14 protein-coding genes are annotated in these 16,094 nt (G+C 63.7%); 6 read left to right on the top strand and 8 right to left on the bottom strand.

The annotated features are described in order from the left end of the window. Window positions 1-159: 159 nt before the first annotated feature. Window positions 160-834, bottom strand: a complete 675-nt coding sequence (locus CAPP_RS02120; protein WP_076599249.1) for a VIT1/CCC1 transporter family protein — start codon at window positions 832-834, stop codon at window positions 160-162. 289 nt (window positions 835-1,123) lie between these two features. On the opposite strand from CAPP_RS02120, the gene CAPP_RS02115 reads away from it, so the two are divergent. Beyond that, entirely contained in the window at window positions 1,124-2,488 is a 1,365-nt protein-coding gene (locus CAPP_RS02115) for a D-alanyl-D-alanine carboxypeptidase family protein (RefSeq protein ID WP_076599207.1), read from the top strand. Here CAPP_RS02115 and CAPP_RS02110 read toward each other — a convergent pair. Then, window positions 2,448-3,536 (bottom strand): YhjD/YihY/BrkB family envelope integrity protein, encoded by a 1,089-nt coding sequence (locus CAPP_RS02110; protein WP_076599206.1) that lies wholly within the window; start codon window positions 3,534-3,536, stop codon window positions 2,448-2,450. The two genes, CAPP_RS02115 and CAPP_RS02110, sit on opposite strands and share 41 nt — an antisense overlap. 138 nt (window positions 3,537-3,674) lie before the next feature. Further along, on the bottom strand, window positions 3,675-4,733 hold the full coding sequence (gene trpS, locus CAPP_RS02105) for a tryptophan--tRNA ligase (protein WP_076599205.1): 1,059 nt from the start codon (window positions 4,731-4,733) through the stop codon (window positions 3,675-3,677). Between the two features lie 119 nt (window positions 4,734-4,852). Here trpS and CAPP_RS02100 point away from each other — a divergent pair, with 119 nt between their 5' ends. Continuing rightward, entirely contained in the window at window positions 4,853-5,197 is a 345-nt protein-coding gene (locus CAPP_RS02100; RefSeq protein ID WP_143313867.1) for a type II toxin-antitoxin system Phd/YefM family antitoxin, read from the top strand. 5 nt (window positions 5,198-5,202) lie between these two features. Continuing rightward, complete coding sequence (locus CAPP_RS02095; RefSeq protein WP_076599204.1) at window positions 5,203-5,607, top strand: type II toxin-antitoxin system VapC family toxin; 405 nt, start codon at window positions 5,203-5,205, stop codon at window positions 5,605-5,607. A gap of 3 nt (window positions 5,608-5,610) precedes the next feature. Here CAPP_RS02095 and CAPP_RS02090 read toward each other — a convergent pair whose 3' ends face one another. Beyond that, on the bottom strand, window positions 5,611-6,516 hold the full coding sequence (locus CAPP_RS02090; protein WP_076599203.1) for an exodeoxyribonuclease III: 906 nt from the start codon (window positions 6,514-6,516) through the stop codon (window positions 5,611-5,613). Between the two features lie 117 nt (window positions 6,517-6,633). Here CAPP_RS02090 and CAPP_RS02085 point away from each other — a divergent pair, with 117 nt between their 5' ends. Continuing rightward, entirely contained in the window at window positions 6,634-8,847 is a 2,214-nt protein-coding gene (locus tag CAPP_RS02085) for an NADP-dependent isocitrate dehydrogenase (protein ID WP_076599202.1), read from the top strand. A 332-nt stretch (window positions 8,848-9,179) separates the two neighbouring features. Here the strand turns inward: CAPP_RS02085 and CAPP_RS02080 are convergent, their stop codons facing one another. Next, the gene (locus CAPP_RS02080; protein ID WP_076599201.1) at window positions 9,180-10,121 is read right to left on the bottom strand and encodes a putative endonuclease domain-containing protein; all 942 of its coding nucleotides are present in this window, start codon (window positions 10,119-10,121) and stop codon (window positions 9,180-9,182) included. Window positions 10,122-10,293: 172 nt separating this feature from the next. Between CAPP_RS02080 and CAPP_RS02075 the strand changes: the two genes are divergently transcribed. Both CAPP_RS02075 and metX read left to right on the top strand, forming a co-directional pair. Then, the gene (locus CAPP_RS02075) at window positions 10,294-11,634 is read left to right on the top strand and encodes an O-acetylhomoserine/O-acetylserine sulfhydrylase (protein WP_076599200.1); all 1,341 of its coding nucleotides are present in this window, start codon (window positions 10,294-10,296) and stop codon (window positions 11,632-11,634) included. Beyond that, window positions 11,631-12,773: a homoserine O-acetyltransferase MetX gene (gene metX, locus CAPP_RS02070; RefSeq protein ID WP_076599199.1), complete on the top strand. Its 1,143-nt coding sequence runs from the start codon at window positions 11,631-11,633 to the stop codon at window positions 12,771-12,773. Before CAPP_RS02075 ends, metX begins: the two co-directional genes overlap by 4 nt. A 15-nt stretch (window positions 12,774-12,788) precedes the next feature. Here metX and CAPP_RS02065 read toward each other — a convergent pair whose 3' ends face one another. From CAPP_RS02065 to CAPP_RS02055, 3 genes are read right to left on the bottom strand one after another with little or no spacing between them, the layout of a single operon-like run. Continuing rightward, the gene (locus CAPP_RS02065; protein WP_076599198.1) at window positions 12,789-13,679 is read right to left on the bottom strand and encodes a DUF1266 domain-containing protein; all 891 of its coding nucleotides are present in this window, start codon (window positions 13,677-13,679) and stop codon (window positions 12,789-12,791) included. A 39-nt stretch (window positions 13,680-13,718) separates the two neighbouring features. Beyond that, a complete protein-coding gene (locus tag CAPP_RS02060) occupies window positions 13,719-14,375 on the bottom strand; it encodes a metallophosphoesterase (protein ID WP_076599197.1) in 657 nt (218 codons plus the stop codon). A gap of 33 nt (window positions 14,376-14,408) precedes the next feature. Next, window positions 14,409-16,055 carry an ABC transporter permease gene (locus tag CAPP_RS02055; protein WP_234958845.1) on the bottom strand — a complete coding sequence of 549 codons (1,647 nt, stop codon included), beginning with the start codon at window positions 16,053-16,055 and terminating at the stop codon, window positions 14,409-14,411. Window positions 16,056-16,094: the final 39 nt, after the last annotated feature.

Genomic DNA, 16,094 nt, shown 5'->3' with positions numbered 1-16,094 from the left:
GCCTGCTGGCTAGGTTCCGGCTGGGCTGCTCCGGCTAGGCTCAGGCCCAACCCCCGGCCAAAAACTAGATGTGAACCCCAAAATGTAGTTTCTCCAGGTCGCTGAAAAAGCCCCTCCAGCCGGCGCCAAGAACAACGCCGGACCGGAAGCCACCCCGAACTACCCGACCGCGGTGCCGAACAGCGATCCGACCGCGAAGGTCGCAGCCAGGGCCAACCCGCCGCCGACAACGAGGCGGACGACAGCGCGGCCCGGCTTGGCACCGCCGAGCTTCGCGGACATCGCGCCGGTGACAGCCAAGGCGATCAGGGTGACCACGACGCAGACTGCCACGCGGGTGGTGGCGCCGCCGCCAAGCATGATCGCGCCGAGGGGCAGCAACGCGCCGACGAAGAACGACAGGAACGACGCGATCGCGGCGGACCACGGGCTGACGATATCGTCTTGGTCGAGGCCGTAGTGGACCTCCAGGTGCGCGGACAGCGGGTCGGATTCGGTGCGCTCGCGGGCCACGGCGAGAGCGGTCTCCGGGGATAGCCCGTCGTTCTTGTACGCCTGGACCAGGTGGCGGAACTCCGCCTCGGGGTCCTGCTCTTGCAGTTTTTTCTCGGTGTCGACGGCGGCCTTTTCAGCGTCGCGCTGGGAGGAGACGGAGACGTACTCGCCGAGCGCCATGGAGATTGCGCCACCTACGAGGGCGGCGAGGCCAGCGGTGAAGATCTCGCGGGTGCTGTCGGTCGCACCGGCGACGCCGACGACGACAGCCGCGGTGGAAACGATGCCGTCGTTCGCGCCGAGCACGGCTGCGCGGAGACGGTTCAGCTTCTCCCCCATGCCGTGGGTTTCAACCTCGACCTCGGAAGAGCCGTCGTTCTCGAGGTAGTTCCTCTCGAGGTCATCCGGGGTGACCTGCTGCTCCTCGGCAGCAGAAGTTTTCTGTTTTTCACTCATGGCCATAGTTCTACCCGGCCCTTAGTCAACACCGCAAGCAAGTTAAGGCTAACTTACCGCAGGTGAGAGGGCATTTTTGAGGTGAGGCTGCGCTTGGTTGCCGCGGATACAAACTGGGGCACAGCGGGTCATAAAGCGCATTTCGGACCCCTGCTCCTACACTTATCGCACGATGAAGAAGAAGCTTTCTCTCGCGCTGGCTGCGGCGATCGCCCCCGCAGCGATCACGCCGGTCACTCTACCCGCTCAGCCCGCCGCTCTAGCGCAGGAAGCGGAGACTGCCGTCACGGCCGCTGAAGAGCCGGGAGCGCCGGGTGCCGCGGCAAACGCCGAGGCCGGCGCAGACGCCCAGGCCGAAGCCACCGACGAGGACGCGCCGCACTACCCGGACCCGCGCGAGGAAGCCCCGAACACCGACGAGTGCCCGAACGCGACGCAGCCACAGGAGCCGGTGAGCACGTCGGAGCGCATCGCGCCCGGCATGCCGACTCCGACGCCACTGCCGGTCGAATACGACGGCCCTTGCGGCGTCATCGCGCCGGACGGCTTCACGGTCTCCGACAAGGTGCTGGCCACATCGTGGCTGGTGGCGGACGCGGACACGGGCGATGTCATCGCGATGAAAGACCCGCACGGGCGCTACCGCCCCGCGTCGATCATCAAGGTGCTGCTCGCGCTCGTGGCCATCGACGAGCTACCGCTGGACAAAGAGGTCACGGTCAGCGAGGAGTCCGCCGGCCAGGAGGGGTCCGCAGTGGGCCTCGGCCCGAACGGGACGTACACGGTCGACGACCTGATGCACGGCCTGCTCATGGTCTCCGGCAACGACGCCGCGCACGCTCTAGCCCAGGTTTTGGGCGGCGACGAGGAGACGCTGCGCAAGGTCAATGCGAAGGCCCAAGAGCTGGGTATGACAGACACCCGCGCCGCGAGCTACTCGGGCCTGGACGCCCCTGGCATGTCCACCTCCGCGTGGGACATGGGCATCGCGTACACGAAGGCGTACCAGAACCCGACGTTCAGCGAGATCGTGAATACGGAGATGTACCCCTTCCCCGGCTACACGGGCCCCGACGGCGAGGAGCTTCCGGGCTTCGACGTCTACAACGACAACCAGCTCTACCTCAACGACCCGGACGGTATCGGCGGCAAGACGGGCTACACGGACGACGCGAAGCACACATTCGTCGGCGCGCTCGAGCGCGACGGCCGGCGGTTGATGGCGATCGTGCTCGACACCACCATCGACAAGGGCCGCGCGTGGGAGCAATCGCAGGACCTCATTCACGAGGGCTACAAGTTCACGTCCGACGACGCCATCGCATCGCTTGACGACGTCACCGCCGAGCCCTCCAACACCGGCACCCCCGTCACCGATGCCCCCGGCGAGGACCGAAAAGACTCCTCCGGAAATGCCGAAGACGACGACACCCTCCAGTGGGAAGGCATCGCCGTCTTCAGCGGCGTGCTGGCCCTAGCCGGGCTCGCGACCTGGCTTAGTCTCGCGTCAGCAAAGAAACGGCGGCAACGCCAATAGCGCCGATCGCGGCACCGATGCCCAGGTTAAGGCCGGTGTTGTCCTTCTCGTTGATCCCGGCGCGGACGTTGATCACGGCCGGTTCCGGAATCGCCGGCTTCTCCTGCGCGAGAGATTCCTCCGTCGTCGCCGTCCAGGCGGAGACGTAGAGGACCACGCGCCAGACCAGGTACAGCACGACCATCAGAGAGATGATCGGGCCGAACAGCGCGCCCGCCGGGTTGCCGGTGGCAGAGCCGATGATGACGGTGGAGAACTGCTTGATCAGCTCGAAAATCACGGCACCCAAAAGCGCTCCCTTGAAGCCCGACTTGAGCGGCACCTTGGTGCGAGGCATGAACACGATCATCCACCAAAAGACTAAGAAGTTGGCGAAGATACCGGCGACCAGGCCTGCCACCCAGACCACGAAGCGCGCGCCCGGGAAGTTGCCGATGCCGAAGTGCTCCATCGCCGTGGTGGTCAGGCTGGACGAGCCCACCGCCGTGACCGCGAAGGCCAGCACAAACAACACGAGCAAGCCGATGAGCGCGACCAGGTCCGCGAGCTTCTTTGTGACGAAGTTTCCGCCGCCCTCATTCGCGTCCAGCGACCACATGGCGGAAATACCCGTGCGCAGGTGGTTCATCCAGCTCAGGCCAGACCACAGCGTGGTCAGCAAACCGATGCCGGCGACGGCGCCACGCTGGTCAATCGCCGTTTGAACGACCTCATTGACCATCTCACCGGTCTCGCCCTCGACCGAGTTGGCGATCTGCTCCTGCAGCTGCGCCATCAGGTCCGGGCGCGCCGCCAGGACGAAACCTATGCCAGCGAACAGCAGCATGGCCAACGGGAAGATCGACAACACGGAGAAGTACGTGATGCCGGCGGCGAATTGATTGCCGCCCTGCGCCCCGAAGCGCTCGTTCATGCGCATCGCGTGCGCGACCGGCGGCGCTTTCTCCTTCACCTTCTCCACCGCGCCGCCGTCTTGCTGCGTCGGGTGCGCGCGCTCAATCCCCTGCTCATCCGTGAAGCCCTCACGGGGCGACGTAGCTGTTGCCATGGGTGTTCCAGTCCTTTCCTAAGTTTCGCTCATACATGGTAAAGCACCGGCCCGACACCTGCGCCGTAATGGCGTGGCGGGAGGTGCCGGGCCGGTGTGGGGAGGGTGGGGTTCACGCCGCCGTCGATAAGCGTGCTTCTAGCGACGGGGAACGAGAAAGCCCGTCTTCTCGTAGACGTCCGCGAGCAGAGGCTGCGCGATCTCGCGGGCGCGGGCGGCGCCGCGGGCGAGAATGTCCTCGAGCTGCGCGCGGTCAGCCATCAGCTCGTCGTAGCGGGCGCGCAGCGGCGTGGTGAACGCCTCGAGCGCATCCGCTGTGTCGCCCTTGAGCGCGCCGTAGCCCTGGCCCTCGTAGCCCGCGACGATCGAATCAATGCTGTTGCCCGTCAACGCCGACTGGATAGCCAACAAGTTGGACACGCCTGGCTTACCTTCGCGGTCGAACGCGATGACACCGTCGTTGTCCGTCACCGCGGACTTGATGCGCTTCGCCGAGGTCTTCGGCTCGTCGAGCAAATTAATAATGCCCTTCGGGTTCGACCCAGACTTGCTCATCTTCGACGTCGGCTCCTGCAGGTCGTAGATCTTCGCCGAGCCCTCCGGGATGAAACCCTCCGGCACCACGAACGTCTTTCCGTAACGGCCGTTGAAGCGCTCCGCCAGGGTGCGGGTGAGCTCCAGGTGCTGACGCTGATCCTCGCCCACCGGCACCAACTGCGGCGAGTACAGCAAAATATCCGCCGCCATCAGCACCGGGTAGGTGAACAGGCCCACCGACGTGCGGTCCTGGCCCTGCTTTAGCGACTTGTCCTTGAACTGCGTCATGCGGCTGGCCTCGCCGAAGCCCGTCAGGCACTGCAGCACCCACGTCAGTTCCGCGTGCTCCGGCACGTGCGACTGCACGAACAGCGTCGATTTGTCCGGGTCAATGCCCAGCGCGATCAACTGCGCCACGCCCTTGAGCGTGCGCTCCCGCAGCTCCTCCGGGTTCTGCTGCACCGTGATCGCGTGCAGATCCGGGATGAAGTAGAACGCCTCGTAGTCGTCCTGCAGGTCAATCCACTGCTTCAGCGCCCCCAGGTAATTGCCCAGGTGGTACGAGTCCGCCGTCGGCTGGATGCCCGACAGGACCCGCTTGGATCCTGCGCCGGTCTGGTTCTGGGATTCGGATGCGGAAGCGTTGTCAGCAGCAGTCATGGGCAACAGTCTAGCGACCGAGCGAACCACCGCTTATCAAGGTCTCGCGCCCCGCGCTGTCCACCAGCCCCGCTACCGAACCCTTCCGCATGGTTCGCCCCTGTTGCTACGCTCGTAGCATGTCTACCGCACCAGTTCCCAACTCGTCCGATCCGTCCGAACCCACTCCACACACTCCCACAACCGACGGCCCCAGCTCCCCTTCCGAGCCGCGCACGATCCCGCAGCGTGAACTGCGCAACGACAGCAGCAGGATCCTGCGCGAAGTAGAGCAGGGCGCCGAATTCATCATCACCAACCGCGGGCGCCCAGTCGCCCGCCTGACCGGCCTCCGTGGGCCCTACCGTTCACGGTTGACCTACACCCCGCCGTCGAAGCCGCAGATCTTCAATACCGAGAACATGATCAAGCTCGATATCAGCACTGCAGAACTGCTCGATGGTCTCCGGGAAAAAAGGCTGTAGCCGCGATGGACACTTGGTATTTAGACACATCTGCGGCAATGAAACTGCTCGTGTTCGAAGAGGAATCTCCGGCCTTTGTCGAGGCCATCGACACTGAGAAACCTCTTCTCACGTCGTCGACGCTGCTCGTCACCGAGCTCAACCGCGCCCGCCAAAGACGCGCCTCACTCGACGCATCATCGGTCAACGATCTGCTATTCCGCCTTCAGATTTTCGACCTCGATCGGCTGGCCTTCCAACACGCCGGCACCCTCCCCGGAAAACACCTCAGGTCGCTCGACGCAATTCACATCTCCGCCGCAATGCTGGGCGGCTGCACCACGATGGTGACCTACGACCACCGCATTGCAGAGGCCGCAGAGAACAGCGGCCTCAACGTCATTTCGCCGGGGGCTGCGGCGAACCGGTAGCTCCTAGCTGTACTCGACGAGCAGCGGCGAGTGGTCGGACCAGCGCTCCTCCACCGTCGCAGCCTTTTCCACCCAGGTGCGCTGAGCGCGCTCGAGCATGCTGGCGGTGGCGGCCTGGTAGTCGATGCGCCAGCCCGCATTGTTGTTGAATGCCTGGCCGCGGTAGGTCCACCAGGTATAAGGAGCATCATCGGGTTGCAGGCGGCGGGCCACATCGAACCAGCGGGGCTCGGCGCAGGCGGCGCGGCGGAGGTCGCTGACATATTCAACAGCGCCGAAGAAACCGGCCTCGTCCTTGGCGTCCACGTCCTGCGCCTCATCATCCGGGAAGCAGCCGAAGACAGAGTCCATGAACGCGCGCTCCCCCGGCAGGAAACCGGAGGACTTCTGGTTGCCCTTCCAGTTCTTCAGGTCCTCGCGGCGGTGGCAGATATTCCAGTCACCGCCGATCACCATGTCCTTATTCTCTTCAGCCCACTGGTTGAGCAACGGCTCGAACTGGTCCAAGAAGCGCCACTTCTCGTCCTGCTTCTCCGTTCCGGTGCTGCCGGAGGGGAGGTAGAGGGAGGAGACCACGGTGCCGTCGTCAAGCGTGCCCGCGATGAAGCGGCCGGAATCCTCGAACTCGGGGATGCCGATGCGGACGTTTAAAAGCGGTGTGCGCGACGCGATGCCGACGCCTGCGCGCCCCTTCGCCGCGGCGGGCGCGAAATAGACGTGCCAACCCTGCTCGATCGCGGGCGCGAGCGCCTTCTCCGACTGCTCCTGAGTCGCCCGGACCTCTTGCATTAGCACCACATCAGCCGATGTCTCCTCGAGCCAGGCGAGCATGCCCGGATTGTTCTCGTTGCGCACCTTCGTGGCCGCGCGGATGCCGTTGACGTTGACGGATGCGATAGTGAGGCTCATGCGGGCCCACCTTACCGTGCGGTGCACGGAGCCTAGTCGGCGGACCAAAAGGTTAGTGGGTACGCTGGTGGGCTGACACATTGAGAAATAGAACATTCTGATTATTTGAGGTGACCCATGGCCAAAATCATCTGGACCAAGACGGACGAAGCCCCGCTTCTAGCGACCTACTCCCTCAAACCGATCGTCGAAGCATTCGCCTCCAACGCAGGCGTCGACGTGGAGACCTACGACATCTCCCTCGCCGGCCGCATCCTCGCGCAATTCCCCGACTACCTGGGCAACGACCAGCGGGTACCTGACTTCCTGGAGGAGCTCGGCGAGCTGGCGGGCACCCGCGACGCCAATATCGTGAAGCTGCCGAATATCTCCGCATCGCTCGTGCAGCTGCGCAAGGCGATCAAGGAGCTGCAGGACGCCGGCTTCGATATCCCCGACTACCCGGCAAACCCCACCAACGAGACGCAGGAGGACATCCGCGCGCGTTACGACGCTGTGAAGGGCTCCGCCGTCAACCCCGTCCTGCGCCAGGGCAACTCCGACCGCCGCGCACCGCGCTCGGTGAAGAACTTCGCCCGCAAGCACCCGCACTCCATGGGCGAATGGTCCGCTGATTCCAAGACCAACGTAGCCACCATGACGAGCGGCGACTTCCGCCACAACGAGAAGTCCGTCATCCTGGACAAGGACGACACGCTGACCATGAAGCTCGTCGGCGAGGACAAGGAGCGCGTCTTCCGCGACGATGTGAAGGTCGCCGCCGGTGACGTCGTCGACGCGACCTTCATGTCCGTCAAGGCGCTCGACGCGTTCTTGCTCGAAGCCGTCAAGCGCGCCAAGGAGGAGGGCATCCTCTTTTCCGTCCACCTCAAGGCCACCATGATGAAGGTCTCTGACCCCATCCTGTTCGGCCACGCCGTCCGCGCCTTCTTCAAGGACGTCTACGACCAATACGGCACCGAGCTTCTCGAGGCCGGCCTCGACGGCGAATCCGGCCTCGGCGCCATCTACTCCGGCCTCAACGACCTGAACAACGGTGAGGAAATCCGCGCCGCCTTCGACAAGGCCATGGCTGACGGCCCGGCTCTAGCACAGGTGAACTCCGCCAAGGGCATCACCAACCTGCACGTGCCGTCCGACGTCATCGTCGACGCTTCCATGCCAGCCATGATCCGCACCTCCGGCCACATGTGGAATGCCGACGACCAGGAAGAAGACACCCTGGCCGTCATCCCGGACTCCTCCTACGCCGGCGTCTACCAGGCCGTCATCGACGACTGCCGCGCAAACGGCGCCTACGACCCGACCACCATGGGCACCTCCCCCAACGTCGGCCTCATGGCGCAGAAGGCCGAGGAGTACGGCTCCCACGACAAGACCTTCAAGATGCCTTTCGACGGCACCATGCAGGTCGTCTCCTCCGACGGCACCGTCCTGATGGAGCACTCCGTTGAAAAGGGCGATATCTGGCGCTCCTGCCACACCGGCGGCCCCGCCATCGCCGACTGGGTCAAGCTGGCTGTCGACCGCGCACGCAAGTCCGGCATGAAGACCATTTTCTGGCTCGACCCGAAGCGCGCCCACGACACCAATATCCAGCAGATCGCCGAGAAGCAGCTCGCCGACCTGGACACCGACGGCTTGGACATCTCCTTCGCATCCCCGGAGGAAGCCACCAAGATCACCGTCGACCGCATCCGCCGCGGCGAGGACACCATTTCCGTCACCGGCAACGTGCTGCGCGACTACAACACCGATCTGTTCCCCATCCTCGAGCTGGGCACCTCCGCCAAGATGCTCTCCGTCGTCCCGCTCATGGCCGGCGGCGGCCTGTTCGAGACCGGCGCGGGCGGCTCCGCACCGAAGCACGTCCAGCAGGTCGAAGCCGAAAACCACCTGCGCTGGGATTCGCTTGGCGAGTACCTCGCCCTGACCGAGTCCTTCCGCCACGAGCAGGAGAAGAACGACAACGCCCGCGCCGGCGTGCTTGGCGACACCCTAGACCGCGCCATCGAGACCTTCCTCGACGAGGGCCGTTCCCCGTCCCGCAAGGCAGGCGAGATCGACGACCGCGGCTCCCACTACTTCATCGCCCGCTACTGGGCCGACGAGCTGGCCAAGCAGACCGACGACACCGAGCTCGCCTCCGGCTTCGAGAAGATCGCCGCCGAGCTCCGCGACAACGAGGAGACCATCCTGCAGGAGCTTCTCGACGTCCAAGGCTCCCCCTCCGACCTCGGCGGCTACTACTGGTTCGACGAGGAGAAGGTCACCAAGGTCATGCGCCCGTCCGAGACGTTCAACCGGATTATCGACCAGCTGGAGAACTAACTACACGCCGCTTCGGCCTGTTTCGACCCTTCGGCCCGGTCCCGCTGGTATTGCGGGGCCGGGCTTCGGCTTTTCGTGCCAGCACCGCGTCGATTGGCGCCTGCACCGCGTCATTTGGCGCCAGCATTGCGCCGCGTAGCGGTGCATTTCCAGTTGTTAACCCCGAAATTTAGTTTCCCCTGGTCGCCGAAAAACGGCCGAAAATGCCGACCTGGGGTAACTAAATTCTGGGGTTAACATCCTCATCGGGGTTCACAACTGGGGTTAACAACTGGGGCTAACAACGAGGGCTAACAACCGGCGTTCACATCTTCTGAATCCCACTGCGCCCCCTACTGCGCCACGCGCTCCCCTATGAGCCCGCTGGCAGCCAGCGTCTGGCGCACCTCGGCGAGGAACCGGTCGGGGTACTTGCGCACAAACCAAGGGGCGTAGCGGAGGAACACATAGCCACGGTTTGCAATGAGTTTCTGTCGGTTGAATTCGTCTTGGCGGACTTTCTCGGCGTCGGGGCCGGAGTATTTCTTCTCTCCGTCGATCTCGATCGCAAGCCAGCTTCCCATGAGCAGGTCAACGGAGTATTTCCCCACTTTGAACTGGGGCTGGATGGGCCCAATGTCGGCTTCGATGAGAAGCCCACGAGCGAGTGATTCGTAGGGCGAATCAGAGTCCGGGATGGCGTGTTCAAGGCACCGGCGCGCAGTCTTAATCCCCTTGGTGCGCCCCATTTTCTGGATTCCGCGCAGAATCTCGGAGCGCTCGATTCCGCGGCGCAGCAAGTAATCGGCGGCGATGAGCCCTTCGAGAAAGCCGTGGTAGCGGGCGATGTCGATGAAGGTGCGGATGGGGCCGGTGACTGCATGCCCCTCGTACACCGCTACTTCGCTCGGCTGGATGCGTGAATGCCGGAATTCGTAGTTCCCGGAGTCCATCCGGCTGCGTGACACGCCCCGGGACGGGAGGCTCACTTCTACTTTCTCCTCGGTGCCTGCCACGACCCATATCCCGAGTTTCCGCGCGGCGGACCGCCCGGTCAGAATGGCGGTCGTGCTCACCATCGCTGCGGCTTCGACGCGCAGCCACTGTTGCTCGCGGTAGGTCAGTTTCTCCCACTGGTCCAACGGGTAGAAGATCGAGGCAGCGAGCTCCTCAACGTCGCCCTGAAAATCTTCATCGGCCACACGCTTCCGCCTATCGACGATCACCGCCCTCAGCTCCCCCTTCCTCTCTTCCCATTCCTGAAGTTCTTTCTGGTTTTTTCTGTCTATGGCCATGCCCCTTTAGACTGCACCGGCAGCAAACAGGTTCCGCCGCCGAATTAGATTCACGCAGACCAGCCAGCCCACACCATCAAATAGACAGCTTGGTTCGCATTTCTGCCGCGGCAGCCCTCCGGCGCACCCAAAAGTGCTTGCAGCCTCCCGTGCCGACTCCTAGCTTGGTGCCATGACGAACGAGCAGAAGACCCGGTACGACAACAGCGCAGCGAGCGACTGGTCCTTCAACACCCGCGCGATCCACGCGGGCCAGAGCGTCGACGCGGAGGCCGGTGCGCGCAACCAGCCGATCTACATGACCACGTCCTACGTGTTCAACGACACGCAGCACGCGCAGGACCGTTTCGCTCTGGCTGATCCGGGCCCGATCTACTCGCGCATCACCAACCCGACACAGGAGGCGCTGGAGAACCGCATCGCGTCGCTGGAAGGTGGCGTCGCGGCAGTGGCGTTCGCCTCCGGTATGGCGGCGGAGACCGCGGCGATCACGAACCTGGCGAGTGCGGGCGACCACATCGTCACCTCTCCGCGCCTCTACGGCGGCACGGAGACACTCTTCGAGGTCACGCTCCCCCGCCTGGGCATCGAGGTCAGCTTCGTGGACAACCCGGATGACCCGGCCAGCTGGCAGGCGGAAGTCAAGCCGAATACGAAGGCACTCTACGGCGAGACCTTCGGCAACCCGATCGCGGACGTGCTGGACATCCCAGCCGTCGCGGAGGTCGCCCACAATAACCAGGTGCCGCTGATCGTGGACAACACCATGGCCACCGCGGCGATCGCGCGCCCGCTCGAGCACGGCGCGGACATCGTGGTCGTGTCCACCACGAAGTTCTACACCGGCAACGGCGCAGCCCTCGGCGGCGCAATTATCGACGGCGGCTCCTTCGACTGGACCGTCACCCGCGACGGCGAACCGCTCTTCCCCTACTTCGTCAACCCCGACCCCGCCTACCACGGCCTCGTCTACGCGGACCTGGGCGCACCGGCATACGCGTTGAAAGCCCGCGCCGGTATCCTCCGTGACACAGGTGCGGCCATTTCACCGTTCAACGCCTGGGTGGCGCTGCAGGGGATGGACACGCTGGGCCTGCGCGTCGATAAGCACAATGCGAATGCGCTGAAGGTCGCTGAATACCTTGCGGGCAAGGACGAGGTCGCGCACGTGAACTTCGCGGGCCTGCCGGATTCACCGCACTACGCAACGAAGGAGAAGCTCGGCCTGAGGTACACCGGTTCCGTGCTGTCCTTCGACCTCGAGGGCGACGCGAATGACAAGACGAAGGCATGGAGGTTCATCGACGCGCTGAAGCTGCACTCCAACCTGGCGAATATCGGCGATGTCCGCTCGCTCGTCGTCCACCCGGCCACCACAACGCACTCTCAGTCCAACGAGGCCGGCCTCACACGCGCGGGCATCACGCAGGCGACGATCCGCCTGTCTGTCGGTATCGAAGACATCGACGACATCTTGGCGGACCTCGACCGCGGCTTCGAGGCCATCGCATGATCAACCTCCCGCCCGAAGGCGAGCTCGCCACCCAGAAGATCGGGGACGTGCGCACAGAAGCCGGCGCGACGATCCACAATGTGAGCATCGCTTATCGACGTTGGGGCGCCTTCACCGGCGACCCCCACGGCCGCAACAACCTCATCCTGGTCGAGCACGCCCTGACCGGCGATTCCAATGCCGCCGGGTGGTGGGAGGACCTCATCGGCCCCGGCGCGCCGCTGGACACCGACCGCTTCTGCGTCATGTGCACGAATGTTCTCGGTGGCTGCTCCGGATCGACCGGCCCGTCGAGCGAGCACCCTGATGGCGGCGCATGGGGGTCGCGTTTCCCTGCCATCTCCATTCGCGACCAGGTGCGCGCTGAGGCACAGTTCTTGGAGACCCTCGGTATCAACAGCATGCACGCGCTCGTCGGCGGATCCATGGGCGGCGCACGTGCCCTCGAGTGGACGCTGATGTACCCGGATTGGGCGAACTACGCCTGCGTGATCGCCATGTCCGCCCGCGCGTCCGCGTGGCAGATCGGTATTCAGACCGCACAGATCACCTCGATCGTGCGCGACCCGGACTGGCAGGGCGGCGACTACCACGGCACCGGCCGCGCCCCCGACGCCGGGCTTGCCGCCGCCCGCCGCATCGCGCACCTGACCTACCGCGGCGAGCAGGAGATCGACGAGCGCTTCGGCACCATGTCCCAACCCGGGGAGAACCCCTTAGGCGCCTACCGCGACGAGCACCAGCGCTTCGCTGTGCAGAGCTACCTCGACTATCAGGGCGAGCAGTTGGTCAAGCGTTTCGACGCCGGCTCCTATGTCGCCATCACCGAGTCCCTTTCCCGCCACGACATCGGACGCGGACGCGGCGGGCTCAACCGCGCGCTGGCGCAGATCAGCGTGCCCACCATGGTCGTGGGCGTGGACACCGACATCCTCTACCCGTTCCACCAACAGGAGCACCTGTCCCGCAATATCGGAAACCTGCTGGCCATGAATAAGATCGTCTCCCCCGTCGGCCACGACGCCTTCCTCGTGGAAACCCGGCAGATGGGCCACATCCTGCGCAACTTTATCACGCTCGCCGACCAGACCCCGTCCGCGACGGACCTGGCCAAGCAGCGCGGCAACTACGAGATTTAACTACCCGTCGCGAATCTAGGAGTTCGGCTCCGTTCTGTAGTCGCCGTGCAGCGGGTATTTGAACCACATTGAATCAGGGTGCTGCAACCGCACATGCATCATGTCGCGGTGGTCCAGGGTTTCTTCATCCAGAAATTCCTGCCACTTCGCGCGGCCGAGAAGGAACTGGTCCACGTGGTCGCGCCAGCTCTCCGAATATTCCCTGGTGAGAGTAAGCGCAGTTGAGGAAATATTCACGTACTGATCCGGATCGATCATCCCGACTATGCAGCCCATTCGGGCTACGCGCGCAGCGCGTCCAATTTCCCACCCCGCGAGACTGCTCGGAAGCTTCTGCGGAATCAGGCACTCGTTGTGCTCTTGGGTGTACAAATCCAGCCAGCTTTCGAGCCCCTCCCGAACGACATCTTCTGGAATCTCAGTTTGCCGGAAGTCAGCCACCGCCATCTCTGCGATCTGCGGGACTGCATTATCGCGTTCCTTCACAGGCAGATCCGCAAGCTGCTGAATGTAGGGGCGCAACGCGACATACTCCGCATCGATCGGGTTGGACAGCAGAAAGGACACCGCTTCCAACAGCTCGTCGCTGGACGTAATGCCCCACTGCTGTTCCAACATGGTGGCGATCATCGCGAACAGCCCTTGCTCCTCCGGCGTGCTCTGCGCCGCCACGACCTTTGGGGGCGCATCCACCGGTGTCGGTTCACTTTCACCGAACGGCATCATGAGCGAAATACCAAGGCCCAGCTCAACCGGGAGTGCGCCCGTTTCAACGTGGCTGAAGTCCCCTTTAGAAGGATCGACCGTCCACTCCATGAACTCTTCGTAGTTACTCGACAATCCCATGATTATGGCGGCACGAAGAGAAAACTTCCCTTTATTCTTTTCCTTCTTGCGACCAAGCATGGCACGAGGTTAGCGCAACGAGTGTGACTCCGCGCACATTTAGAAAACGTCGCTGATAGAGACTTTTCCGCCATCAAGCGAAGCGATAAGCGCCTTGCCCATGCCGACCCAGCCGATGAAGGGGTCGTTGAATAGCACGACGCGCTCGTGGACGTGGCCGAGCAGCCACGCGTCGTAACCGCACGATTTCAGCTCGTCCACGCTGCGCGGCATGCATTCCTGCTTCGAATACTCGCCCGAGACTGAGCTGTGTAGCAGTCCCAGATTCGGCGCGCCATCGACCGCGGCGGGGAAATCTGAAACGATGCGGCGCGAATCGCGGTCAACTACGACCGCCGCAGTGTGCAGGGCCCACTGCCCCACCCGGATGGTCTGAGGTTCAATTCCGGCTACAACGACGCCTTCGGGAATCACACCGGCCAAGTCGTGGTGCACGTCGTGGTTGCCAGCGATGAACACGACCGAGTCGAAAAGCTCGAGGCCGTGTTCGAAGAACTGAGTGACTTCGGCGTAGGTGTGCTCGGTGAACTGCTTGCGGTCGATGACATCGCCCAGCATGACCAGATGCCGGGCGCCCGCTTCGCCGCCGCGGTCGAGGGCGCTCAACGCCCACTTGATCCCGGGACCTGTCTTCTTGTCGTCTTTTTGCTTTCGCCCGAGGTGAATGTCGGCGAGAACTAGGACCGGTTGTTCCATGCCTGCCAGGGTATCCCTCAAACGGGACGCCGACTACCGGGCCTGATGGTTCGCGCGCCCCTGCCACCAGCGGATGAGCACGAGCACGGCCGTCGACGTTCCCACGCCGATGAGCGTCATCGCCATCGCTTCCGCACGGTGTCCTTGCTCGAACTGATTCATGATCCACGGAGCAAGAAGGTTGATGCGCGTCGGACGAATGAGCGAGGACATGACCAGCTCGCGGATGCCCACGAAGAACGCCAGCAGCCAGCCGGCGAAAATGCCGGGAGCAAGCATCGGAATGGTGATACGCGTGAACGTCTGCCACCCAGTCGCACCGGACACCGCGGATGCCTCCGCCAGCGTCGGCGACATTGAGGTCGCGGATGTCTTGATATTCTGCACCGCCATCGGTGTGAACAGAACCGTGAATGCCATTACCAAGATCACCTGTGTGCCGTACGGAGTCATCGGCAACCACGGCGAGTTCCACAGCAGGATGAAACCGATCGCCAACACAATTCCCGGCACGGTGTCTGGGGCGACAGCAAGGAAGTCGCTCACTCGGGCAGGCAGGCGGCGGTTGCGCATGGTGAAGATCGTCACCGCGAGCGCGAGCAGCACCGCCGTGGTCGCTCCGACCGCGCCGAGCACGATCGAGCGCGTCAGCGCCTCCTGCCCCGACGGGTTCTGCAGGACGATCTTGAAATAGTCGAAAGTCAGGTTATTCGGTGTCGGAGGCTTCGAGCGCAGAATCGTCATCGCCGCCAGAATGATGGAGATATACGGGATGAACACGCTCAACGTGAACACGATCATCGTGTACACCCACGCGAAAAACATGCCGATCTTCGACGGCCTCAGCTGCACCGAACGCGACACTCGGCCACCCGCCGCGAGATCGGCGCGCCCCGCCCATTGCTGGATCGCCCACGCCAAAACACCCAAGGTGAAGAGCACGCTTGACGACGCCGCCGCTTTCGAGAAATTCAGCGGATCGATCGTCACATCCTGGTAGATGGACGACACCAGCACCTGGTATCCGATCGCATTGCCCAAAGTGACAGGAGTGCCGAACTCGCCGGCAGCCTTGATGAAGACGATGAGTGCGCCCAGCGAATACGGCCCCAGCACGATCGGGGCGACCACCCGGCCGAACTGTTGCCAGCGGCTCGCGCCGGCCACCTGCGCCATCTCCAGCTGGGATGCGGGAATCGACGCGAAGGCGTTACGGAGAATCAGGTAAAGGAACGGGAAAAGCTCCGCCGCCATGATGAATCCCATGCCCCACACGGAGTTGATGGCGGACCGGACGGCGTCGCCAAGCGTGGAGCCCAGGAGCATGTCGGCGACACCGCGCAGGCGGGTGAAGTCCATCCATGCCATCGCCGCAGCGAACGGTGGCGTCATGAATGGCACCATGACGAGGACTTCCACCCACCCGGCGCGCCGCATCGGCGTCCACGCGCGGAAGAATGCCAGCGGGGCGGCGAACAGGGTGGCGAATAAAACGACGAGGATGGAAAGCCACACTGTGTTCGCGATGATCCGGATCATCTCCGGGCGGAACAGAGTATGCAGTGCAGACTCTTCACCGCGGTATCCCGTCACCGCGGTCACCAAAACGGAGACCAGCGGTGCCGCGACTAGAACCAGCAGGATCAACAGCACCGGGTACACAGCGGCGTTGGTCTTCATCCTCGTCTTCATTCCTGCGGAACTTCTCCCCTAATGTCG

It is taken from the genome of Corynebacterium appendicis CIP 107643 (assembly GCF_030408415.1).
GTDB lineage: Bacteria > Actinomycetota > Actinomycetes > Mycobacteriales > Mycobacteriaceae > Corynebacterium > Corynebacterium appendicis.
This window is presented reverse-complemented; position numbering and strand designations above follow the sequence as displayed.